This is a genomic window from Methylobacterium longum (genome assembly GCF_022179385.1).
Lineage (GTDB): Bacteria > Pseudomonadota > Alphaproteobacteria > Rhizobiales > Beijerinckiaceae > Methylobacterium > Methylobacterium longum.
In genome coordinates, this window is sequence record NZ_BPQS01000023.1 from 62,019 (window position 1) to 83,567 (window position 21,549).

Here is a 21,549-nt window from a genome sequence, read left to right on the forward strand (position 1 = left end):
CATGCGCACTGCGCCTTCCGCGCGGGCCGTGTTCACCCGGAACGACTTTGCCGAGCTTCGAGTTGAGGGCGGCATTTCAGGAGCCCCGCAGGAGCCCCGTTTGAGACCCGCACGCCTCGCCCTGCTCGGCTTGATGCTCCTGGCCGGATCGCAACCCGTCGCGGCGCAGAGCCCGCAGGTGGACGAGCCGGCCACGACCATCGAGGCCGACGAGCCCCGCCCCGGTCCGCCCCCGCCCCTGCCGGACCTGTCGGAGCCGAACGGCCGCGCCGGCGAGGCCCTGAACGAGCCCGGCGAGCGTTCCGGCATCCCCAAGGCGCTGCGCGGGTCGGGATCGAAGGCCGGCGGGCCCGCCAACGATCTCAACCCCGGCGGGCGCGCCGAGGCTCCGGCGCCACCCAGGGGCGAGATCGGTCAGGTCATCGCCGGTCAGGCCCTGTTCCACGGCAATTACTGCGGCAAGGGCCAGCGCGGCGAGGGACTACCCCCGACCGATGACCTGGATGCAGCCTGCATGCGCCATGATGCGTGCTACGATGCAGCCGGCTACAGCTCCTGCGCCTGCGACGCGACGCTGCGGCGCGAAGCCGCGTCGGTGGCGGACGGCACGAACGCGTCCCTCGAGGTCCGCCGCCGGGCCCTCAGCGTGATCGAGGCGGCGGCCGCGATGGCGTGCCGCGCGCCCTGATCGGTGCCGCATCGCCGCGCGAGCCCGCCCCCTGCGTCGGGCGGAGGCTCCCCGGCGAGCAGCGGGAGTCGGCCCAACTGGCTCTTCATCATGCCGGCCAGGTTGCCGCGCCGCTCCGGAGAGATCCGAACCTGACCCGTCGGCCGCAGCGCGCGGCGCGGGGACCTTCGGGTCGGCGATCCTGGTTCCGTCGGGCAGGCGACGTCCGTCGGCGAGTTCACCTCCACGATCTCCTCTCGCCCGAAGGAACTGCAGCAGGCCGAGCTGAAACCATTGCGTACCGCGCGTGGTGATCGACCAAGACCCGGCCTGTGGTACCTCGCGCGATACGCGGGCGATGAACCGCAACTCTGACATCGAGCGCCCCGTGATCGGATCCGCGAAGACACCGCCGGCCGGGGCCCTGCGCGACCGGCTTCCCGCCCGGTCGATGGCCGCTCCGCCGAGGGAGCGCTGATCCCGTGATCGGTTCGCGGGGCCGCTGGCCCGTGATCTGTGCGCTGGGCGTGATGCAGATCCTCGCCTGGGGCTCCACCTACTATCTCCCCGCCGTCCTGGCGGAACCGATCGCCCGCGATACCGGCTGGCCCCTCGCCTGGATCGTCGGTGGCCTGTCGGTCGGGCTGTTGGTCGCGGCCCTCGCCTCGCCCCGCGTCGGGGCCGTGATCCAGGCGCGCGGCGGCCGGCCGGTCCTGGCGCTCGCGGCCCTTGTCCTGGCGGCGGGCCTGACGATCCTAGGCCTCGCGCCGAGCCTGCCGGTCTTCCTGGCCGGATGGGTGCTGCTCGGCTTCGGCATGGGCTGCGGCCTGTACGATCCCGCCTACGCCACCTTGGGACGCCTCTACGGCGCGAACGCGCGCTCCGCGATCACGCACCTGACCCTGCTGGGCGGTTTTGCCAGCACCGTCTGCTGGCCGCTCTCGGCCTTTCTCGCGGCGCAGGTCGGGTGGCGGGGAGCCTGCTTCGCCTATGCCGGCCTGCACCTCGCGGTGACGCTGCCCCTCGTCCTCGCCTTCATCCCGCCGGCTCCCGGAACGGCGGCGACTGCGCGCAGCGGGGTGCAGGCCGCGCCCAGCCTGGAGCCGGGGCAGCGCCGGGCTGTCCTCCTGATGATGGGTGTGCTGGTCCTCGGTGGAGCCATCATGGCCTTGGTATCGGTCCACCTGATCACCCTGCTCCAGGCCCGGGGCGTCGCGCTTGAGGCGGCCGTGACTTATGGCGGCCTGATCGGGCCGTCCCAGGTGGCCGCGCGCCTGATCGAGATCGCCGGCCGGGGCCGGTATCATCCCCTCTGGACGCTGACGGCCGCCTTCACCCTCGTGGGGCTCGGCCTGTCGCTACTGGCGGCGCACTGGTCGGACATCGCCCTAGCCCTGATTCTCTACGGCGCCGGGAATGGGGTCTACTCGATCGCCCGCGGGACCGTGCCCCTGGCCCTGTTCGGACCGGATCACTATGCCGGCCTCGTCGGCCGACTGGCCCGCCCCGGTCTGGTGGCCCAGGCCGCGGCGCCGCCGCTCGGGGCTGTCCTGTTCTCCCGTCTCGGGGCGGACGGCCTCTGGGCGGCGCTGGCCCTCATGGCCCTCGCCAATCTCGGCCTGATCGCGGGCCTGTGGTGGCAGAAGGGCCGCCTCCGGAGCGGGTGAGGGGCGACAACCGCGTTGCGTCCGCCCCGGCGAGGGACCAGAACGGGCGCCACCCGTACCCGGAATGAGGGCCGCATGCGCACCGAGACGCCGCCGCTGATCCGCCTCGAGGAATACCGCCCGAGCGACTACCTGATCGACCGCGTCGACCTCGACATCCGCCTCGATCCGCACGCAACCCGCATCGACGCGACGCTGGCCCTGTATCCGAATCCGGCGGGCGAAGCGGGAGCACCTCTAAACCTCGACGGCGACGACCTGCGGCTGGTCTCCATCGCGCTGGACGGCGCGCCGCTCGCGCAGGACGGCTACACGGTGACACCCGCGGGGCTGAGCCTGATCGCCCCGCCCCGGCGCCCGTTCACCCTGCGCCTCGTGACCGAGGTCGATCCCACCGCCAACACCAAGCTCATGGGCCTCTACCGCTCCAGCGGGGTCTACTGCACGCAGTGCGAGGCCGACGGCTTCCGCCGCATCACCTACTTCCTCGACCGTCCCGACGTCATGGCGGTCTACACCACCCGCCTGGAGGCGGATCGGGATCAGGCTCCGGTGCTGCTCGGCAACGGCAACCTGATCGAAGCCGGCGAGGCCGGGGCCGGCCGGCACTTCGCCGTCTGGCACGATCCGCACCCGAAGCCCGCCTACCTGTTCGCCCTGGTCGGCGGCCGGCTCGGCAAGGTGGAGACCCGCTTCACCACGATGGAGGGGCGTGCCATCACCTGCGCGGTCTACGTCGAGCCCGGGAAGGAGGATCGCGCCGGTTACGCCCTCGATGCGGTGATCCGCTCCATGGCCTGGGACGAAACTGCGTTCGGGCGGCCCTACGACCTCGACGTGTTCAACGTCGTGGCGGTGTCCGACTTCAACATGGGCGCCATGGAGAACAAGGGCCTCAATATCTTCAACGATAAATATGTGTTGGCGAGCCCAGAGACCGCCACCGACGGAGATTACGCCGCCATCGAGGCGATCATCGCGCACGAGTATTTCCACAACTGGTCGGGCAACCGCGTCACCTGCCGCGACTGGTTCCAGCTCTGCCTGAAGGAGGGTCTGACGGTCTTCCGCGACCAGGAATTCTCCTCCGACATGCGATCCAGACCGGTGCACCGGATCGCCGAGGTGCGGTCCCTGCGGGCGCGGCAGTTCCCCGAGGATGCCGGGCCGCTGCGTCATCCGGTGCGCCCGCGGGTCTACGCGGAGATCAACAACTTCTACACGGCCACCGTCTACGACAAGGGCGCCGAGATCGTCCGGATGCTGCGCACGCTGATCGGCCCACAAGCCTTCCGGGCCGGCATGGACCGCTACTTCGCCGACAATGACGGCCGGGCCGCCACGGTCGAGGATTTCCTGGCCGCTTTCGCGGCCGTGACGGGCGGCGACCTCGACGCCTTCGCGCGCTGGTACGAGCGCCCCGGCACGCCCCGCCTCACCGTCAGCGGCGCGTACGAGCCCGGTGCGGCCCGCTGCACCCTTCGTCTGGCGCAGAGCCAGCCCGGCGCGGGAGGGCAGGACGGACCGCCCCTGGTGATCCCCGTGGCGCTCGGGCTCGTCGGCGCGTCCGGACCGCTGACCGGCGTGACCTGCCCCGCCCTGCGGGACGGCGTCTTCGTCCTCGATCGCCCCGAGGCCGAAATCATCTTCGACGGCGTCGCCGAGGAGCCGGTCCCCTCGGTGCTGCGGGATTTCTCGGCGCCGGTACGGCTTGAACTCGCCCTGACCGACGCGCAGCGCATGCGCCTGCTCGCCCATGACAGCGACCCCTTCAACCGCTGGCAGGCGGCGCAGGACGTGGCCCTGCGGCTGATCCTCGATCCGGATGCCGACCGGACCGAAGCGTTCGCGCAGGCCCTGGGCCGCTTCCTCGACGCCGAGGCCCTGGCCGATCCCGCCTTCGCGGCCCTGGTCCTCGCCCTGCCGAGCGAGGGGGAGGCCGCCGACGCCGTGCCGAGCGGCGTCGACCCCGACGCGATCCACCGGGCCCGGTTCGCGCTGCGGGCGCATCTCGGGACCGCGCTCCGACCGCGCCTCGAACGGCTCGATGCCGCGCTCGCTCCCCTCGATAATGTGCCCTACAGCCCCGACGCGTCTGCGGCCGGCCGCCGGTCCCTCCGCAACGCGGCCCTCGACCTGATCGCGGCGGGCGATCCCGAGACCGGTGCGCGGCGGGCGGCGGAGCGCCTGGGCAGCGCCAGCAACATGACCGACCGCCTCGCCGCCCTCGCCACCTTGGCGCTGATCCCGGGCGACGCGCGGGAGACAGCGCTGACGGAGTTCGCCGAACGCTACGCCGGCGAGCCCCTCGTCCTCGACAAGTGGTTCGCCATCCAGGCCCAGATCCCGGAACCCGGCACGCTGGAGCGGATCGTCCGCCTGCAGGGCCACCCCGCCTTTACGATGACCAATCCGAATCGGGTGCGGGCTCTGATCGGGAGCTTCGCCTTCGGCAATCCGACGCAGTTCGCGCGCGCCGACGGGGCCGGTTTTGCCCGCGTGGCCGAGACCGTCGCTGCCCTTGATTCGACCAACCCGCAGGTTGCCGCGCGGATGCTGACGGCCTTCGGATCCTGGCGCCGCCTGGAAAATTCCCGGGCCGCCAAGGCTTTAGAAATCCTTAATTGGATCAAGGCGATCCCGGGCCTTTCACGGGATACGGCCGACATCCTGGCGCGCACTCGGGGAGACGGCTAAGCATCTGACGGCGCGAGGGAAATTGATTCTCGAGCGCCGCTGCAACACCGGTCGTTCGTCAATCCCGTATGGTAAAAAACCCGTGGACAAACGCCCCCCTGGGGTGGTTGTATTCAATGAGATTCGGGGGCCGGACGGGCCCCGATCGGATCACAGTTCCCACGGGTGAGGTTCGGCCATGCCGGAGGCGGGTTCCGCTTCCTTCTCCGCGCGTGCGGACTCGACTCTCGCCATCTCCTGGCCGATGCGTGCACGGGACCCGCGGTTCGGCCAAGCCGAGCGCTGGCTGCGCTACGCGGTGCCGGGGACGCTGGCGGTGTTCCTGGCCTGCCTCGCCGGACTCGCCGCGCTCCACATCCAGGGGCAGCGCGCCGAGATCCTGGCGGGCGCCCGGGCCGAGGTCGAAGGCTTCGCGCGCCTCGCCGCCAGGGCCGCCGCCCCGGCCGGGACCGTCGTGTCGGACCTGCGCGCCCTGCTGCCGGAGAACGAGCGGCATCCCGGCCGCCGCCTCCTGCTGGTGCGGCCCGACGCCCGCATCGCCGCCGCGCATCCGCCCATGCCCGCCGAGATCCACACCCTGGCCCAGGTCCTGGGTGAGGGTGAGCCGCTCTCCATCCTCGGTGAGCGCGCCGGCGCCATGACCCTCGAGCTGCCGGGGGGCGAGACCGTACTGGCCGCCCTGCACAGCCTGCCCGGCGGGATCGGCCGGGTAGCGGTGCTGCAGCCGGTCGAGCCGCTGCTGCGCGGCTGGAGCGCCCGCACCCGCGACCAGATCGTCCTGATCGCCGCCTCCGCCCTCGTCATCATTGGCGTCGGCTTCGCCTATGGATTGCAGACCCGCCAGGCCGCGCGGGCCGACCGGGCCCGGGAGCGGATGCGCGGCCGCCTGGAGACCGCCCTGCGCAGGGGCGCCTGTGGGCTGTGGGATTGGGACATCGCCCGGGGCCGGATCTACTGGTCCGACTCGATGTACAGCCTGCTCGGCTACCAGCGGCAGCACGAATACCTCTCGTTCGGCGACATCAACGGGCTGGTCCATCCCGACGACGGCGACCTCTACAGCCTCGCCCGGGGGCTGGCCGCCAACCAGACCTTCATCGACCACGCCTTCCGCATGCGCGGGGCTGACGGCGCCTATGTCTGGCTACGCGCCCGGGCCGAGGTCGTGGCGGACTCGGCCGATGGCGGCCGTCACCTCGTCGGCATCGCCACCGACATCAGCGAGCAGCGGGCCCTGGAAGAAACCAACGCGGCGGCCGACATGCGCCTGCGCGACGCGGTCGAGGCGATCTCCGAGGCCTTCGTGCTCTGGGATACGGGCAACCGCCTGGTCCTGTGCAATTCCAAGTTCCGCCACCTCCACGCCCTCAGCCCGGAGGACGCGCAGTCCGGCCGCGGCTACGCGGACGTGATGAGGCGCGGAGTCCTGCCCCAGGTCCGGCGCGAATCGCCCGAGGCCGGCATGGCGCTGACCGACATCGCGGCCCGGACCTTCGAGGCCGAACTCGCGGACGGCCGCTGGCTCCAGATCAGCGAGCGGCGTACCAAGGACGGCGGCTACGTGTCGGTCGGGACCGACATCACCAGCCTGAAGCGCAATCAGGAGCAGCTCCAGGCGTCCGAGCGCGAACTGATCGAGACCGTCAAGGATCTGAAGCGCTCCCGGCGCACCCTCGAACTGCAGACGCAGCAACTCGCCGATCTCGCCGAGCGCTACCTCGACCAGAAGGCCGCGGCCGAGACCGCCAACCAGGCGAAGGCCGAGTTCCTCGCCAACATGAGCCACGAGCTGCGCACGCCGCTCAACGCCATCATCGGGTTCGCCGACGTGATGGAGAACGCCGTGCTGGGGCCGATCGGCACGCCGCGCTACACCGAGTATTGCCGCGACATCCGCGAGAGCGGCTCGCACCTCCTCTCCATGATCGACGACATCCTCGACATGGCCCGGCTCGAAGCGCGCCGGGTGCGCCTCAGCCCCCGGGCGATCAACGCCGAGGCCGCCATCGCGGACGCCCTCGTGCCCGTCTCGGCCGAGGCCCGCCAGAAGGCAGTCAGCGTCAGCGTCGACGTTCCGGCCGGGCTGGACCTGCTGGCCGACCCGAGCGCGATGCACCAGATCCTCGTCAACCTCGTCGAGAACGCCGTGAAGTTCACGCCGACCGGCGGACGCGTGGTGGTCCGCGCGCGGCGGGCGGGCGCGAGCACCCACCTGTTCATCGAGGATAACGGCATCGGGATCCCGCGCTCCGACGTCGCGCGGCTCGGCCGCCCCTTCACGCAGGTCGAGACGCAGATGACCCGCAGCCACAAGGGTTCGGGCCTGGGCCTCGCCATCACCCGCTCGATGGTCGAGCTGCATGGCGGATCGCTGCGCATCCGGTCCGAGGAAACGGTCGGCACCATCGTCCTCGTCCGCCTCCCGGCCTCAAGCCCGCACCGAACCGTTCCGGAGATCGCCGCCGGGCGCGTCCCCGACGCGCCCCGGGCGAGCCGGCGCGCGGGGCGGCCGGTGGCGGCGTAGCGTCCAGGACCGAGGAAGGTCGCAGCGATGCGTCGGGCGTGGCCTGACGGTGCCGTGGCGGCGCTCCGTTCCGCGGCGTTGTTTCAAGATCGGCGAGGCTGCGGTCGCCCCTAGGAACGCGGTTCGAGCCCGCCGAGGCGGGCGGCGCGTCCCTGCTCCGCGTGCCAGCGGGCATCCGCGACGGCTCGGGCGAGGGATCGGATGCGCCAGCGCCGGTACAGCGTGACGAGCGGGTTGCCCCCGAGACCCGCCTGATGCCGGTGCAGCCGCCGCAGCAGGTCGGGCAGCTGCGAGGCGGCCGCTTCGCCGGTGGCGATCTCAATGGCCCGCAGTTCGGCCCGGAATCCCGCCTTCCAGTCGTCCATGGCGCGCCTCCGCGATGAGGGTCCGGCAACCCGCGCGACTTCCGGCCGGTCGCGCGGCGCTGCCCCGCGGCATGAATGCGCGCCCGGACAACCGCCCCGCCGAGGCCGGGTTGCTCCGGAGACGATCCGGTCCGCGGATCAGCCCCGGAGATTACGACCGATGACATCCACGGCAAGCCTCCGCTTCATTCTCGTGGTCCTGCTCGGCCTCGCCGCCGCGCCGGCCGTCGCGCAGAGCACCGGCTACGTGACCGGCTTCCCCGGCAAGGACCCGGCGGGCGACGAGGAGATCGGCTGGGGACCGGCCTACCGCCCGGAGACCAGCTTCGCCCAGCCCGGCACACCCCCCACCCCCGGCGAGATCGCCGGCCGTGCCTACCGCGCCCGGACCGGCCGCGGCGTCTACGATCAGGTCGAGGCGCCTGCCGGATCTCGGGGCCGCTGAGGGCCGGGCCGGATCGTCCGGGCCGACCCTGGCGAGCCCGGCTTCCGCGCCGCCGTCGTCCGGCGCGGGGTCGCGACGCCATCGATCCGCGATCGAGGCTAGCGGCGCCGCAGCACCTGCTTGGCGGCGGCACGCGCCCGCCGCTCGAACCGGGCGAGCCCGAGGCGCCGCTCCAGGGTCAGCGCATGGCGACCGGGGGGCACGGCGACGAGTTCGGCGATCGGCGTGCGGTCGCGATAGAGGCTTTCGAGGGCCGAGCCTTCGAGCGTCGCCGAATCCAGGCGGTCGGTGAAGGCGGTCTCGTGACAGGTCCGCACGATCTCCGCCTCCAGCAGCAGGCCGGGCGCGTGGCTGCGCAGGTCCTCGTCGTAGGCGGTCTTGAGCAGCGTCGCGGTACCGCCGCCGACGAGGGCGAGGCTGATCGCGATCGGCCGGCCGTCCAGGGTCAGCGCATCGGCGCGGGCGCGGACCGGGCCCGGAGTGTCCGCGAACAGGGTGCGGGCGAGCGCGGCGGTCTCCGGGCGGCAGGCCATCGCGGAGCCGGCCGCGCCCTTCCAGCCGGCGCGTTCGAGGTCGAGGTACGCGGCCGCGAGGCCGGCGAGATCGGCGCCCCCGGTCGCGCAGGCATGGGCGACCGCGCCGGCCTCCCCGAGCCGGCGTGCGCGGCGGCGCAGATCCTTGAACCGCGACCGATTCGGATGACCCGCCAGGAAGGCATCGTGATCGGGGCGGCGATCCATGACCGGGCGCTCGAACGCCGCCACCGTCCCGATCGCCCACCCGCGCGCGCGCATGGCGGCGAGGATCTCGGGGACGGCACCGTCCCGGGTCGGCAGGAGCGGCCAGCGCCAGGGCCGGCCGTCCGAGGCGGCCTCGAGCCCGTCGACGAGGGCCGCCGCGTCGCGGTCGAGACCCGGCCCATCAGCGACCAGGGGCGCGGACGCCGTCATGAACGGAGACAGGAAGGGCCGCGCGACGCGCCCGCCGAGGCCGGTGAGGTCGTGGGACAGGGTGTAGGGCAGGAGCGCGGTCAACCGTTCCCCGCGGCGGACCGTCACGAAGCGCACGGCCTCCGGTAGAAGCCCCGCCACGCGGTGCGCCTCCATCACGGATCGGGAGAAGTGCGGCTGCGGGGCCGCACTGGCGACGAACAGCGCGTCCCAGGCCGCCGGGTCCGGCGCGTCGCCGAGGGCGAAGGCCGCATCGGACGTGGGGTGGATCGCCGCCAGGATCGGGTTCATCGGGCTGCTCCCGCGGACCAGACGGGCGTCGGCAAACCGTGGACGCGCCCCGCGACGCGGGCCAGGAGCGCGGCCCGACCGACCGTCGCGAGCGCCACCCCCAGGGCCGCTCCGAGCGGGCCGAAGGCGGGGATCAGGGCGACGCACAGGCCCGCGGCGGCGACGAGCGACGCGGCGGTGATTCCGGCACAGAGGCGCTCGCCGCCGAGCATCGTCAGGAGATCCTCGCCCGGCCCGAACAGGCTGGCCGCGACGCTGCCGGCCACGAGGACGCACAGGATCGGCACGCTCGCCCCGAGGCCGGGGCCGAACATGCCCAGGAGCAGCGGACTCGCGGCCAGGATCGCGCCGCCCACCGCCACGGTGGCGGCCGCGGTCGTCCGGCCCTGGCGCCGAACCAGCTCGGCCAGGAGGAATCGGTTGGCCTGCGCCTGGGCCGCACTGTAGCGCTGCAGGGTCGCGGCGCTGACGGCGAAGTGGACGAACACGACGAATTGCTGGATCCGCGTCGCCGCGAAGTAGATCCCGACCTCGGCGGGGCTCACCAGGGCACCCAGCACGATCACGTCCACGAAGGTGAAGCCGGCATTGGCCAGGTCGATGGCGGCGATGGGCAGGCTGGTGCCGAGCCAGAACCGCCAGCGGTAGCGGTTCGGACCCCGCGGCATCGTCCTGCGGAGCCGTACGGCGAGCAGCGCCGCCTGCAGGGTCGTCGCGGCGGCGGCGGCGGCCAGCATACAGGCCATCGCGACCTCGGCGTGCGGCGGGGCCCCGAGCAGGACGGCCGCGACCATGCAGCCCATCATCAGCGTCTGGCGCAGGAGGTAGGGCGGCGCGATGGCGAGCCCGACCCAGTTCTGGCTCCGCGCCACGCCTTCGAGGAAATCCTGAAGCGCGAAGAGCGGCATCACGCAGATGGCGACCGCGATCGGCGCCCGGTAGGCCGGGGCGAACAGGTCCGGCTCCAGGGCGAGCAGGGCCGCGCCGAGACCCGCGACGGCGAGCGCCGCTCCGCCAGTCATCAGGGCGCCGGCGCGGATGTAGCCGCGCGCGAGGTCCAGATCGCCCTGCGCCTGATCGCCCGGTACGAACCGGCAGGCGCCCTGCGACAATCCGAGGGTGACGGTATGGCCGAGCATCGCGGTCCAGACCCAGACCGACGCGAAGATCCCGTAGGCCTCCCAGCCCATCAGCCGCGCCGCCAGGACCTGCGACCCGTACGCGAAGCCCGCCGAGCTGACGCGGATGGCGAAGACCGTGAGCGCCGCCCGCTGCGGTCCGCTGCGCAGGGTCCGCAGGCGTCTGAGCGCGGAGACCGGGAGAGCCGTAGCTGACACAACGCACTCCGCGCCGGACCCATGGGCGGCGGAAGGCCGGCCTTTGGCCGCCCGGTCTAGCCCGGGGCGCGTTGCGACCCGGTTAAGGGCTGGGTGGCGGGGTCGGCCTTCGGCTCCCGGGGCGCTTCGGTCCGCGTCAGCGAGGTCGCGATCGTCAGCGCCACGTGCTCGGCCATGCAGCGCAGGCCGAGATCGTTGAGGCGGAACTGGCGCCCGAGCATGTGCCCCTCGCCCCGGTCGCTGCGCCTCGACAGGTAATGCAGAGCCTCGTAGCGACGCACCAGCGGCACCTGCTGCTGGGTCGCCACGACGCGGACCGCGTCGACGATCCGGTTGTAGTCCACGTCTGCCGCCATGCTGGCGGTGTAGATCGGATCGACCAGCACCACGTCGATGCCGTGCGAACGGATCCACGCGACGGCCTCGCCGAGGGCATTCTCGAACGCCTCGGCGTCCACGCGGGCAATGGCGTCGTGGGTCCCGACCTGCCACACCACCAGATCGGGCTCGGCCTCGGCCACCATCGTGCGCAGGCGCTCGGCGGCGCCGGAGGCGACCTCGCCGGGTAGGCCGCGGTGGTCGATCACCACGTCGACCTTCGGCAGCGCGTGTTCCAGGGCTGCTTCGAGCTTGGCCGGGTAGGAGGCCGAGGCACCCGGCGCCGCGCTGCCGCCGATCGCCAGCAGCTTGATCGGGCGGTTCTCGGCGAGGGCCGCCTTGAGGGCGCCGAGCTGGGCCGCCGTGTAGAGCTGGGCGCCCGGGACCCGGCATTCCAGCGACAGGCTGGCCTCGCCGAGGCCGGGATCGGCGGGCTGTTCGGCCGCCGCCGGCAGTGCCAGAACCGCCGGAAGCACGGCCGCGAGGAGCCGCCACGCCCGGGTTCGGGGGACGACGGAGCCGGCGCGGGGCGGCACAGACCGGCGCACGGAACTCACGCGCGGGGTCTCGATGACCTGCTGCGGCTGCGCCATTCGACGAACCATGCCGTAAACCCCAGCCCGACGAGGCCCGAGCCGGCGACGAGCATATCGATCAGCAAGCCGCCGCCGGTCTGGAAACGCACGAGCTGCCCCAACAGGCTCAGGATCGAGCCCATCGAGAAAACAGCCAGGGAGTTTCGGCCCAGCTGACTCAGGTAGCCGACGATGCGGCCAATTCTTGGGACCAGCAATGCGTAGACGGGGGCAAATGCTAACAATACCCCCAGGAAATGCAGAAGCCGCGCCGGTGTCAGGTAGGTTTTCTCGAAGGTAAACAGCAGGCGCGGCTCCGGCACGACCATGGGATCAGGCCGGATCTCCGTCACCGCCAGCACGACACCCAGGACCACGATGGCGATGCCTGCGGGGAACAGCTTCCGCGACCAGCGGCGCAGGATGTCGGTGCGCAGGTTCCAGCCCTGGAGCACGAAGCCGAGCACCAGCAGGACCTGCCAGCAGAGCGGATCGAAGAACCAGTCGCCCTCCCCTGGCCAGGACGGCAGGTTCCACTCGAACACGAGGCTCGCGAGGTAGATGCTTCCCGACAGCGCCAGGGCCGCGACCAAGCTGAAGCGACCGACCAGCACGAAGAGCGGCGCGATGCCGATCAGCAATACGTACAGGGGCAGGATGTTGAAGTAGCCGAGCTGATAGGTCAGCAGCGCCATGCCGCAGACGGACTGAATCGGGTCCGCGAAGAAGTTGCCGGCGTTATGCCATTCGAGGATGAGCGGATTGTCGAGGAGCAGCGCCGCGCCCGCGATGAGGGCCAGCGCCAGCAGCATCACGGTGAGCTGGGCCCGGTAGACCTCAACGGTGCGGGCCAGCAGCCGGACCACGCTCTTCCCGGGCGCCTCCGGCACGCCGTCTCGGCCGCGGGTGGCGATGCCGATTGACCATCCCGCGAGGAACACGAACAGCTCGGCCGCGTCCGAGATGCCGTATTGCGAGAAGGTGTAGCGCTCGAAGGTGTTACCCGGAATGTGGTTGATGAAGATCGTGATCAGGGCGAAGCCGCGCCAGAAATCGATCGCGTTGGGGTCCCGCATCGTCGCGGCGTCTCCGAGTTTCGACGCTTCGAAGGGTCGGCGGCGGGTTCGGGGCCCCTGATACGGCGCCCCATCGTCTCTGCAAAGGCGAACAAAGGTGGAGTCCGCGCCGCGGATCGAACCGCATGGTCACACCCGCGTTATGGCCCGACACGGAGTTCCGGACCGATGAAACGCCAAGCCTCGACCCTCTGCCTCTCGCTTCTTCTGCCCGTTTTGGCGACCGGCGCCGCCCTGGCGCAGGCCCAGACCGGCACCGGTGGCGGCCCCACCTCGACGGCGACCGCCCCGAACGCCTCGTCGGTCGGGCGCGTCATGCCGCCGAGCCGCGGTGCCGGCGCCGCCACCCCGGACGACCGCCGCGACCGCACGCCGCGGGAGGCGCAGAACGACAAGGTCATGCGCGGGATCTGCGTCGGCTGCAGCCCGAAGTAGCCGGCCCGCGTCGAGCCGCGTTACTTGCCGCGACGCAGGCGCAGATCGTCCTCGCTCTCACGGGAGAGTCGCAGGAGGTTCTGACCGTAGGCCGTCTTGGCGAACATCTCGCCGCGGGCCACGAGCTGGTCGCGGTTGATGAAGCCCTGGAGGTAGGCGATCTCCTCCAGGCAGGCCACCTGCAATCCCTGACGGTGCTGGAGCGTGCGGACGAACTCGCTCGCCTCCAGCAGGCTGTCGTGGGTTCCGGTATCGAGCCACGCGTAGCCGCGCGACATCCGCTCGACGTGGAGCTGTCCGCGCTGCAGGTAGGCCTCGTTGACGCTGGTGATCTCCAGCTCGCCGCGGGCCGAGGGCGTCACGTCGGCGGCGATGTCGAGCACCTGATTGTCGTAGAAGTAGAGGCCGGTCACCGCCCAGGTGGATTCCGGATTCTGCGGCTTCTCCACGATCTTGGTCGGGCGCCCGGACTTGTCGAGGTTGACCACGCCGTAGGCCTGTGGGTTGTCGACATGGTAGGCGAAGACCGTGGCGCCCTGCCGGCGCGCGGCGGCGCGTTCCAGCAGTTCGCCCATGCCGGCGCCGAAGAATAGGTTGTCGCCGAGGATCAGCGCGACGTCGTCCTCGCCGACGAAGTCGCGCCCGATCACGAAGGCCTGCGCGAGGCCCTCCGGGCGCGGCTGCAGCGCGTAGGAGAACTTGAGCCCGAACTGCTCACCGGTGCCGAACAGGCGCTTGTAGTTGTCGAGGTGCTCCGGCGACGAGATGATCAGGATCTCGCGGATGCCGGCCAGCATCAGCACCGAGACCGGGTAGTAGATCATCGGCTTGTCGTAGACCGGCAGGAGCTGCTTGTTGATCGACAGCGTGGCCGGGTGCAGGCGCGTGCCGGATCCGCCGGCCAGAACGATGCCCTTCATGGCTTGGAAACTCCCTCTGACACCGGCCCGACGAGCCGGTCCAGGATATCGTCGAGCGCCGCCTGCCAGGGGCGCGGCGCGAGGCCGTAGGCGGCCGTGAGGCTGTCGGTGGACAGGCGCGAATTCGCCGGCCGCCGGGCCGGTGTCGGATAGGCGGAGGTGGGGATACCGTTGACCGGTACCGGGCGGCCCCCGCGCCGGGCCGAGCCCGCCACGATCGCTTCGGCGAAGCCGCACCACGTGGTGGCGCCCGCGTTCACGCAGTGGAACGTACCGGTGGGCGCGTCGGCGTCCGTGGCCAGGCGCCGCGCGATCGTCGCCAAGGCAGCGGCGAGGTCGGCGGCGGAGGTCGGGCAGCCGTACTGGTCGTCGACGACCGTGAGGGCGTCGCGTTCGGCCGAGAGTCGCAGCATCGTCTTGACGAAGTTGCCGCGGTGCGGGCTCACGACCCAGGCCGTCCGGACGATCGCGTGCCGCGGATTGCCCGTGCGCACCGCGAGCTCGCCGGCCGCCTTGCTGGCCCCGTAGACGCTCTGCGGGTCGATCGGGTCGTCGGGTGCGTAGGCGCCGTCCGGCTTCGAGCCGGCGAAAACGTAATCGGTCGACACGTGTACCAGCGGGATCGACGTCTCCGCGGTGGCGGCCGCCAGGATCGCCGGAGCCAGCGCGTTGAGGCGCCACGCCGCGACCACGTCGGCCTCGGCCTTGTCGACGGCGGTGTAGGCCGCCGTGTTGATCACGACCCGGTAGTCCCGGGCCGCAAGCTCCGCCGCGACGGCCCGCGCGTCGGTGATGTCGAGCTCCGCGCGGCCCGGCGCGTGCACGGACACGCCCGCCGGCCACGCGAGGGCCCGCAGCTCGGTTCCGACCTGCCCCGCACCGCCGAGGACGAGGACGTCCATCAGGCGTTCAGCCCCAGGCGCTCGCCCTTGTAGCGGCCCTCGCGGATCGGGCGCCACCAGCTCTCGTTTTCGAGGTACCAAGCGACGGTCTCTTCCAGCGCCTGCTCGAAGGTCTTCTGCGGCCGCCAGCCGAGTTCGGTCTCGGCCTTGGAGCAGTCGATGGCGTAGCGCCGGTCGTGGCCCGGACGGTCGGCCACGAAGCTGATCAGCTGCTCGTGCGGGGCGTTCTGCGGACGCAGCCGGTCGAAGGCCGCGCAGAGCGCCTTCACCACGGCGAGGTTGTTGCGCACTGCGCGGCCGCCGAGCAGGTAGGTCTCGCCGATCCGGCCGCGCTCCAGCACGGCAACGAGGCCCTTGGCGTGATCCTCCACGTGGATCCAGTCGCGCTCGTTCAGGCCGTCGCCGTAGACGGGCAGTTTCTTCCCCTCCAGGGCATTGAGGATCATCAGCGGGATCAGCTTCTCGGGGAAGTGACGCGGCCCGTAATTGTTCGAGCAGTTGGTCACCAGCACCGGCAGGCCGTAGGTCTCGTGCCAGGCGCGGGCGAGGTGGTCGGAGGCCGCCTTCGAGGCCGAGTAGGGCGAGCGCGGATCGTAGCGGCTCTCCTCGGTGAAGAACGCGTCCGGCGGCAGCGAGCCGTAGACCTCGTCGGTGGAGACGTGGAGGAACCGGAAGCTCTTCTTGTCCTCCTCCGACAGGGCTTCGTAATAGCCCCGCGCCCCATCCAGCATGGTCTGCGTGCCGATGACGTTGGTGCGCACGAAGGCGCCCGGATCGGTGATCGAGCGGTCGACGTGGCTCTCGGCGGCCAAGTGCATCACCGCCTGAGGCTGGAAGTCGGCATAGGCCTTCTGCACGGCGGCGCGGTCGCAGATATCGGCCTCGACGAGGCGATGGCGCGGGTTGTCGGAGAGCGACGCCAGGGAGACGGGATTGGCCGCGTAGGTCATCGCGTCGAGGGTGCAGACTTCGTGGCCGAGATCGTTGACGAGGTGCAGCACCAGCGCCGAGCCGATGAAGCCGCAGCCTCCGGTCACCAGGATGCGCATGGCGATGTACCTCTTCGGACAGGTCTGAAACGGGATGGCCGGGCAGCGTAAGACCGGCCGGCGTGACGAAATTGCGGCCGGGCCGCGCGGTTCAGAAGACTGGCCCGAGGTCGGCGAGGCGCGGCGCGCGGCGATCCTTGTCGGACAGGATCGCGGCCTCGCTCGACACCGGCCATTGGATCCCGATCTCGGGATCGTTCCAGAGCAGCGCGCGGTCGTGCTCCGGGCTGTAGTAGGAGTCGACCTTGTAGGCGACCATGACGTTGGGCGTCAGGGTGCAGAAGCCGTGGGCGAAGCCGTGCGGAACGTAGAGTTGCTCGCCCGTCTCGGCGTCGAGGGTCGCCGTCACGTGCCGGCCGTAGGTCGGGGAGCCGCTGCGGAGGTCGACCGCGACGTCCAAGATCGCGCCCTGGAGGACCCGGATCAGCTTGGCCTGGGCCTGGGGGGCGATCTGGAAGTGGAGGCCGCGGATCGTGCCCTGCGGCGCGGAGAAGGACTGATTGTCCTGAACGAAGGTGGTCCTGATCCCGGCCCGCTCCATCGCGTCGATGCGGAACGTCTCGGAGAACCATCCGCGCGCGTCGCCGAAGCGCTTCGGCACGATGCGCTTCACGTCCGGGATCTCAGTCTCGATGACGTTCATGCCAGCGCCTCTCCCGCAGATCCTGTCGCGAGGCCCTTCGAACGTGTCCGCGCCGGTCGCGCGGAGCCGTGCACCCGCCGCGCCGAATGCAACCTCGTTGATCGACCCGCGACTTCCGGTCATTCGCCGGCCGTGTCAAGGCGTGCCGGTTGCGGTGGCGCTCTCGCGGGGGGCTAATGGCGGACGGGGCGACGCGGTCCGTGGAGGCGCTCCTGCGCGCGCAACTCGCCGAGCCCGCGTGTATCTGGAGCCTGGGCGGCTACGGAACCGCCGCGACCTTCGCCCGAGACCCTGGAGAGCCGGTTCGAAATCCGGGCCCCGACGAGATGGGGCTCGTGACGGCCCGCGGCGCGATCGTGCTCGCTGCGCCGCCGGATCTCCGACCCTTCGCCTACGAGACCGGCTTCGCGGATGGCTGGAGCCAAGCCGTGGCGCTCTGCTTGCCCGCGGCTGCCTGCGCGATGGGCCGGCGGCGCGTTTTGACGGAACTGGGCCCCGACGCGACGGCCGCTCGGCCCCAGGACCGTGCGACGCCCCTGTTCGATCTCGGGCTCGGCCTCGAAGCCGCGGATGCCTGCGTGCGGACCGCGGACCCGCTCTGGATCGAACGCCTCCGAGCCGGGCTCGGCCGTTCGATCCTGCTCCCGGATCATCCGGCCGGACACGTGCTCGCCGAGACGAGGCTGCATCACGTCTTCGTCACGCGCCTGGGGCGGATCGAGGTCTACCCGTGGAGGGCGGCCGATGGCACCTCGGGCCCCGGGCCGCGCAGTCACATCCTGCCGAAACTCCTGGCGCTCCGGCGGACGCACGCGGCGACCGCACCGATCCCCGGGGAACTGGTCCCGTGCGGCGGCTTCCAGCCGGCGCACCCGCTGAGGGACGGATCGGGCCGGCCGATCCCGTTCGATGCGGCGCGCCACGGGGCCTTCGGGCACCTCCTCGATGCCTGGGGCGATCCGGCGCTGGTGGCCTTGCGGCGTACGGTGCTCGCCGGACAGGAACCCGACCCCTCCCGGGCCCGGGGACGTTTCGCGCGCTCGGCGATCCGGGCTGCGCGCGCGCAGCGCGCGGCGATGCGTGCCTGATTGCCGCCCTCACCGATCACAGGGCGGCGGAGGTGCGAGCAGCGGCGCCAGGTCGGGGTGCGCGGCGGCCGGCATCCAGGCCCCCCCCGGCGGGTGGATCTGCGTGGCCGCCGTCAGGGTCCCGGACCGCGCCATGGCGGCGAGCTCGGAGAGGGACCAGGGGCCCTCGACGGCGTCGCGATAGACGTAGAACCGCGCCATGGCCCTCGCCGGCGGCGCGGGCTCGGTCAGGCGGAGCAACCGGTCGCTTGTGAAGGCGCCCGGCTCGACGGAGCGCTTGTCCGCGGCACGGAAGGCCGGCGGATCGCCCGGATCGCGGTTGGCCTCCTCGGGCGGAAGGTCGCCGAGGCTGCCCGGGATCGGTTGGGTCCAGTCCGCGATCCGGGCGAGAAGCGCGTCGTGGAGCGCGTCCGCATCGCCCGGAAGGCGGCCCGCCTCCGGTGCCGCGCGCCGCCAGCGCTGCGCCAGCGTGTGGGCAACCGCGTGACCGACGCCGCCGACCCGCACCTCGGCATCGAAATTCACCGCCTCCCGCCGGGGCGCATAGGCGCGGTTGGCGGTCCACCTGAACAGGGCGGCGAGCGCCAGAATCTGGACGGCCGAGAGGCTCGCTTCGACCTCGGTCAGTCGCGCCGCGATGATGGCGGCCTGAGCCCGGTCGAAGTGTCGGCGCCGAAGCGTACGTTCGGAGCCGACGCTGCGCCAGTCGCCCGGCTCGAATTCGAAGCGCCAGAGTCCCGTGTCCGGCGACCGCACCAGCAGGTTGAGACAGACGGCGCGCAGGAACAGCGACAGGGTCTCGCGCAGCGCCTCCGTCTCCTCCGCGGTCGGTGCGACGGGGTCGGGGAAGCGCAGATAATCCTTGTGGTTGTGCAGCGGGATCGCGTCCAGGCGATCCAGTTCCAGCGCGTAGGCGCTGCGCCAGTCCCGCCGGAGTGGACCGAGCACGTCCAGGGGCACGCCAGACAACTCGCAGTAGCAGACGATGCGGCCGCGCTGGCTGGATTCCAGCACGCTGATCGCCCCGGCGCCGAGCATCGGCGGCAGGCTCGCCCGCAGGATCGCGCCGAACTCGGCCTCGAAGGCGTGCGCGCCCTCGATGGCGAGGATCGTCTTGAACTGGTCCCCGCTGGGGCTGAAGGCGTCGAACTGCACTTGGATCCACGGCATGCAGCGCAACAGCATCAATCCGAGGATGTCCCGCTGCCGCTCGGCCGGCAGGGCGCGCAGGGCATCGAGGGCGGAGGGAATGCGCGCGCGGTGGGGGCCGAGCCGGCGGCGGGCCATGGCGCGCACGGCATCGAGCAGCTCCCCGCGGCCCTCCTCCGACCGCAGCAATGCGAAGATGGCGCGGGAACCGCCATAGGCCTGGAACGCCTCCCGCGCCCAGGCGAGGCGGTCCATCGGCGGCGCCGCGAGGCCCTGTGGGGCGCCCGAGGGCAGAACGAGAAACGTGCCGCCGGAGGGGCGGTCGATCGCGTCGCGGATCTCGGCGATGTCGAGCCGCAGCGCGCGCATCAACGCGCCGACATCCGCGCGGCCCTGGTTCAGCACCCCCAGGAGACCGTCGTGTCGGGCGAGTCCGGTCTCCGGATCGCGCCCGATGCGGCTGCCGAGTCGCGTCGAGACCCGGCGCAGCAACTCGGCGGCCTCGCGAGCGGCCAGTGCGCGGATCCGCAGCACGCAGGAGCCGCGAAGATCGTCCCGGGCCTGCTCCAGGTAGCGCTCGGCATCGCGGCGGTGCGAGAAGATCAGGCCCGGCCGGACTTGCTCCAGGCGGCTGAGCGAGGCGGAGAAATGTTTGGCCAGCATCTCGTCCGCCAACCGCGCGTAGGTATCGGCGGCGGTGGTCAGGCGGGCGAGCGCCCCGCCGTCGGCCTCAATCAGGTCGTTCACGCCCTCGATCAGGGCGCGCGCATAGTCGAGGCCGCCGCGCTCCTGATCGTCGAGGACGCGGTACAGCGCTGCCAGCAGGGTGCCGTCCCGATCAGCGAGCCAAGCCGCCTCGAGCTTCACCCGCGCGTCCAGCACCTCCGCGCCGCGGGGACCGTACAGGGTGCCCGAGCCTGTCCGGCCGAGGATGTCGTCCCGCAGGCGCTCGGCCGCCTTGCGCAGGTTGGGCGCCCAATCGCGCGGGACCGCGAGTTCGTGGCGGATCGCATCGACCGCGTCGTCGGCGGCGAGCGCCACCGCCTCCTGGATCGAGGTTCCGTCCGGACGCCGCAGGATCTGATCGATCAGATCGAACTCCGCGATGCCCGGCGGCGCCGGACGGAGCACCTTCGGAAAGGTCTCGAAGACCGAGAAGCGGAGCGCGAGGCGATCGGCGGCGAAGCGGTCGCGCTCCTCGATGGTGGGGATCCGCCGCTCGGGCAGGCCCCGGGCGACGCCGAAGAAGGTCCCCACCATGTCGAGCCCGACCTGGGCGGCGGCCGCCTCGACTTCCAGGCTGCCCTGCGTGGCGAGCACCGCCTGGCCGAGGGCGGAATAGCTGAGGGCGTAGAGGGCCGCGTGGTTCGCCCGAAGGGGGCTGGGAGGCGCCCATTTGCGCATCTTGTGCTGGGTCTGGTTCACCGCGACGGAGCGCTTGCGCCCCGAGAATTCGGAGTTGCCGAAATCCTCGAACAGGACGTCGGCCATCATGTCGTAGAGGTCGCTCACCGCGTTGGTCCGCTGGTCGGCGAGGTTCTGGCTGTCGAACAGGTACACGTCGCTGAAGGGCCGCTCGACGCCGGGCGCGACCCGCTCGTGATCGCCCCAGCGCTCCACGTAGGGTGGCTGCGGGGTGCCGCGCATTGCGTATTCGAGCTCGGAAAGGGTCGCGACGCCGTTGGCGAAGACCCGATCCCGGTTGGCGCCGACATAGCCCGAGGGCAGGACGAGGAAGAGGTCGACGGCGTCGGGACGCTTGGGGGTCTCGAGGGACGAGATCGCGTAGCCGGCGTCGATCACCGTGCCTGAACCGGTGCCGCCGGCCACCGAGGCGACCACGACGAAGCGCAGCTCGGTGGCGGTGTCGATGCCCAGCGCGCGCAGCTGCGCCTCGTTCGACATGTTGGCGAGCACGAGGCCGGCCTTCGCGGCCAAGCGGTCGGTCAGGTTGCGAACCTCGTCGAAGAACAGCAGGCGGGCGATGGCACGGATCTGTCCGGCGCCCTTGGAAGCGTCGATCCGCGAGAGATCGCGGGCGGGCAGCCACGCGTCGATGTGCGGGTAGCTCCGCCTCTCGGCTTGGTAGCGGGCGAGGTTGACGGCCTTCTGCAGGGTCTCGCCCTCGCGGAAAGCCACCTTGGCGGAGAGCGGATCGGTGGCGGGGCGGTGCGATTCGCGCGCCTCCAGGGTGTCGGTGTCGAAATACAGGAAGGCGGCCGCCGGGAACTGGTCGAGGGCGCCGATCCGGTTCCCGTTCCAATCGGCCTGGAGGATGCGGCGGCGCAGGCGCAGCAGAACCTCCATGCCCGTGCCGCCGAGCGCCACGAAGACGGTCGGCCGAACCTTCAGTTGCCGCTCGATGCCGGCCTTGCGCGCATCGTCCATCGG

General features: G+C 71.7%; 17 protein-coding genes. 7 read left to right on the forward strand and 10 right to left on the reverse strand.

Annotation, left to right across the window (positions count from 1 at the left end; genetic code table 11):
• The first annotated feature begins 100 nt into the window (after positions 1 to 100).
• The 4 genes from MFF58_RS19215 to MFF58_RS19230 all read left to right on the forward strand — a co-directional run bounded on the left by MFF58_RS19215 (position 101) and on the right by MFF58_RS19230 (position 7,555).
• Positions 101 to 688 carry a phospholipase A2 family protein gene (locus tag MFF58_RS19215; protein ID WP_238290448.1) on the forward strand — a complete coding sequence of 196 codons (588 nt, stop codon included), beginning with the start codon at positions 101 to 103 and terminating at the stop codon, positions 686 to 688.
• A 509-nt stretch (positions 689 to 1,197) separates the two neighbouring features.
• Positions 1,198 to 2,334 carry an MFS transporter gene (locus MFF58_RS19220; RefSeq protein WP_238290478.1) on the forward strand — a complete coding sequence of 379 codons (1,137 nt, stop codon included), beginning with the start codon at positions 1,198 to 1,200 and terminating at the stop codon, positions 2,332 to 2,334.
• A 75-nt stretch (positions 2,335 to 2,409) separates the two neighbouring features.
• Entirely contained in the window at positions 2,410 to 5,031 is a 2,622-nt protein-coding gene (gene pepN, locus MFF58_RS19225) for an aminopeptidase N (RefSeq protein WP_238290449.1), read from the forward strand.
• A 178-nt stretch (positions 5,032 to 5,209) separates the two neighbouring features.
• Positions 5,210 to 7,555 carry a PAS domain-containing sensor histidine kinase gene (locus MFF58_RS19230; RefSeq protein WP_238290450.1) on the forward strand — a complete coding sequence of 782 codons (2,346 nt, stop codon included), beginning with the start codon at positions 5,210 to 5,212 and terminating at the stop codon, positions 7,553 to 7,555.
• A 110-nt stretch (positions 7,556 to 7,665) separates the two neighbouring features.
• Here the strand turns inward: MFF58_RS19230 and MFF58_RS19235 are convergent, their stop codons facing one another.
• Entirely contained in the window at positions 7,666 to 7,920 is a 255-nt protein-coding gene (locus MFF58_RS19235; protein WP_238290451.1) for a hypothetical protein, read from the reverse strand.
• 160 nt (positions 7,921 to 8,080) lie between these two features.
• On the opposite strand from MFF58_RS19235, the gene MFF58_RS19240 reads away from it, so the two are divergent.
• Entirely contained in the window at positions 8,081 to 8,365 is a 285-nt protein-coding gene (locus MFF58_RS19240; protein ID WP_238290452.1) for a hypothetical protein, read from the forward strand.
• Positions 8,366 to 8,463: 98 nt separating this feature from the next.
• On the opposite strand, the gene MFF58_RS19245 is transcribed toward MFF58_RS19240, so the two are convergent.
• From MFF58_RS19245 to MFF58_RS19260, 4 genes are read right to left on the reverse strand one after another with little or no spacing between them, the layout of a single operon-like run.
• Positions 8,464 to 9,606: a GNAT family N-acetyltransferase gene (locus MFF58_RS19245; protein ID WP_238290454.1), complete on the reverse strand. Its 1,143-nt coding sequence runs from the start codon at positions 9,604 to 9,606 to the stop codon at positions 8,464 to 8,466.
• On the reverse strand, positions 9,603 to 10,943 hold the full coding sequence (locus tag MFF58_RS19250) for a lipopolysaccharide biosynthesis protein (RefSeq protein ID WP_238290455.1): 1,341 nt from the start codon (positions 10,941 to 10,943) through the stop codon (positions 9,603 to 9,605). The genes MFF58_RS19245 and MFF58_RS19250 overlap by 4 nt, the downstream gene beginning before the upstream one ends.
• Before the next feature lie 56 nt (positions 10,944 to 10,999).
• Entirely contained in the window at positions 11,000 to 11,914 is a 915-nt protein-coding gene (locus MFF58_RS19255) for an SGNH/GDSL hydrolase family protein (RefSeq protein ID WP_238290456.1), read from the reverse strand.
• Entirely contained in the window at positions 11,875 to 12,972 is a 1,098-nt protein-coding gene (locus MFF58_RS19260; RefSeq protein WP_238290457.1) for an OpgC family protein, read from the reverse strand. The genes MFF58_RS19255 and MFF58_RS19260 overlap by 40 nt, the downstream gene beginning before the upstream one ends.
• A gap of 168 nt (positions 12,973 to 13,140) precedes the next feature.
• Between MFF58_RS19260 and MFF58_RS19265 the strand changes: the two genes are divergently transcribed.
• Complete coding sequence (locus MFF58_RS19265) at positions 13,141 to 13,407, forward strand: hypothetical protein (RefSeq protein WP_238290458.1); 267 nt, start codon at positions 13,141 to 13,143, stop codon at positions 13,405 to 13,407.
• Between the two features lie 20 nt (positions 13,408 to 13,427).
• On the opposite strand, the gene rfbA is transcribed toward MFF58_RS19265, so the two are convergent.
• From rfbA to rfbC, 4 genes are all read right to left on the reverse strand, one after another.
• Entirely contained in the window at positions 13,428 to 14,327 is a 900-nt protein-coding gene (gene rfbA, locus MFF58_RS19270) for a glucose-1-phosphate thymidylyltransferase RfbA (protein WP_238290459.1), read from the reverse strand.
• Complete coding sequence (gene rfbD / locus MFF58_RS19275) at positions 14,324 to 15,229, reverse strand: dTDP-4-dehydrorhamnose reductase (RefSeq protein WP_238290460.1); 906 nt, start codon at positions 15,227 to 15,229, stop codon at positions 14,324 to 14,326. The genes rfbA and rfbD overlap by 4 nt, the downstream gene beginning before the upstream one ends.
• A complete protein-coding gene (gene rfbB / locus MFF58_RS19280) occupies positions 15,229 to 16,278 on the reverse strand; it encodes a dTDP-glucose 4,6-dehydratase (RefSeq protein WP_238290461.1) in 1,050 nt (349 codons plus the stop codon). Before rfbB ends, rfbD begins: the two co-directional genes overlap by 1 nt.
• A gap of 91 nt (positions 16,279 to 16,369) precedes the next feature.
• Complete coding sequence (gene rfbC, locus MFF58_RS19285) at positions 16,370 to 16,921, reverse strand: dTDP-4-dehydrorhamnose 3,5-epimerase (protein WP_238290463.1); 552 nt, start codon at positions 16,919 to 16,921, stop codon at positions 16,370 to 16,372.
• A 176-nt stretch (positions 16,922 to 17,097) separates the two neighbouring features.
• On the opposite strand from rfbC, the gene MFF58_RS19290 reads away from it, so the two are divergent.
• The gene (locus tag MFF58_RS19290; protein ID WP_238290464.1) at positions 17,098 to 18,009 is read left to right on the forward strand and encodes a DUF6925 family protein; all 912 of its coding nucleotides are present in this window, start codon (positions 17,098 to 17,100) and stop codon (positions 18,007 to 18,009) included.
• A gap of 9 nt (positions 18,010 to 18,018) precedes the next feature.
• Here MFF58_RS19290 and MFF58_RS19295 read toward each other — a convergent pair whose 3' ends face one another.
• Entirely contained in the window at positions 18,019 to 21,546 is a 3,528-nt protein-coding gene (locus MFF58_RS19295) for a tubulin-like doman-containing protein (protein WP_238290465.1), read from the reverse strand.
• Between the last annotated feature and the right edge of the window lie 3 nt (positions 21,547 to 21,549).

What these genes read in the sequence shown, in the direction of transcription:
- MFF58_RS19220 (WP_238290478.1), top strand. Translation starts at nt 1,198, where the DNA reads ATGCAGATCCTCGCCTGGGGCTCCACCTACTATCTCCCCGCCGTCCTG.
- pepN (WP_238290449.1), top strand. Translation starts at nt 2,410, where the DNA reads ATGCGCACCGAGACGCCGCCGCTGATCCGCCTCGAGGAATACCGCCCG.
- MFF58_RS19230 (WP_238290450.1), top strand. Translation starts at nt 5,210, where the DNA reads ATGCCGGAGGCGGGTTCCGCTTCCTTCTCCGCGCGTGCGGACTCGACT.
- MFF58_RS19235 (WP_238290451.1), bottom strand. Translation starts at nt 7,920, where the DNA reads ATGGACGACTGGAAGGCGGGATTCCGGGCCGAACTGCGGGCCATTGAG.
- MFF58_RS19240 (WP_238290452.1), top strand. Translation starts at nt 8,081, where the DNA reads ATGACATCCACGGCAAGCCTCCGCTTCATTCTCGTGGTCCTGCTCGGC.
- MFF58_RS19245 (WP_238290454.1), bottom strand. Translation starts at nt 9,606, where the DNA reads ATGAACCCGATCCTGGCGGCGATCCACCCCACGTCCGATGCGGCCTTC.
- MFF58_RS19255 (WP_238290456.1), bottom strand. Translation starts at nt 11,914, where the DNA reads ATGGCGCAGCCGCAGCAGGTCATCGAGACCCCGCGCGTGAGTTCCGTG.
- MFF58_RS19260 (WP_238290457.1), bottom strand. Translation starts at nt 12,972, where the DNA reads ATGCGGGACCCCAACGCGATCGATTTCTGGCGCGGCTTCGCCCTGATC.
- MFF58_RS19265 (WP_238290458.1), top strand. Translation starts at nt 13,141, where the DNA reads ATGAAACGCCAAGCCTCGACCCTCTGCCTCTCGCTTCTTCTGCCCGTT.
- rfbA (WP_238290459.1), bottom strand. Translation starts at nt 14,327, where the DNA reads ATGAAGGGCATCGTTCTGGCCGGCGGATCCGGCACGCGCCTGCACCCG.
- rfbD (WP_238290460.1), bottom strand. Translation starts at nt 15,229, where the DNA reads ATGGACGTCCTCGTCCTCGGCGGTGCGGGGCAGGTCGGAACCGAGCTG.
- rfbB (WP_238290461.1), bottom strand. Translation starts at nt 16,278, where the DNA reads ATGCGCATCCTGGTGACCGGAGGCTGCGGCTTCATCGGCTCGGCGCTG.
- rfbC (WP_238290463.1), bottom strand. Translation starts at nt 16,921, where the DNA reads ATGAACGTCATCGAGACTGAGATCCCGGACGTGAAGCGCATCGTGCCG.
- MFF58_RS19290 (WP_238290464.1), top strand. Translation starts at nt 17,098, where the DNA reads ATGGCGGACGGGGCGACGCGGTCCGTGGAGGCGCTCCTGCGCGCGCAA.
- MFF58_RS19295 (WP_238290465.1), bottom strand. Translation starts at nt 21,546, where the DNA reads ATGGACGATGCGCGCAAGGCCGGCATCGAGCGGCAACTGAAGGTTCGG.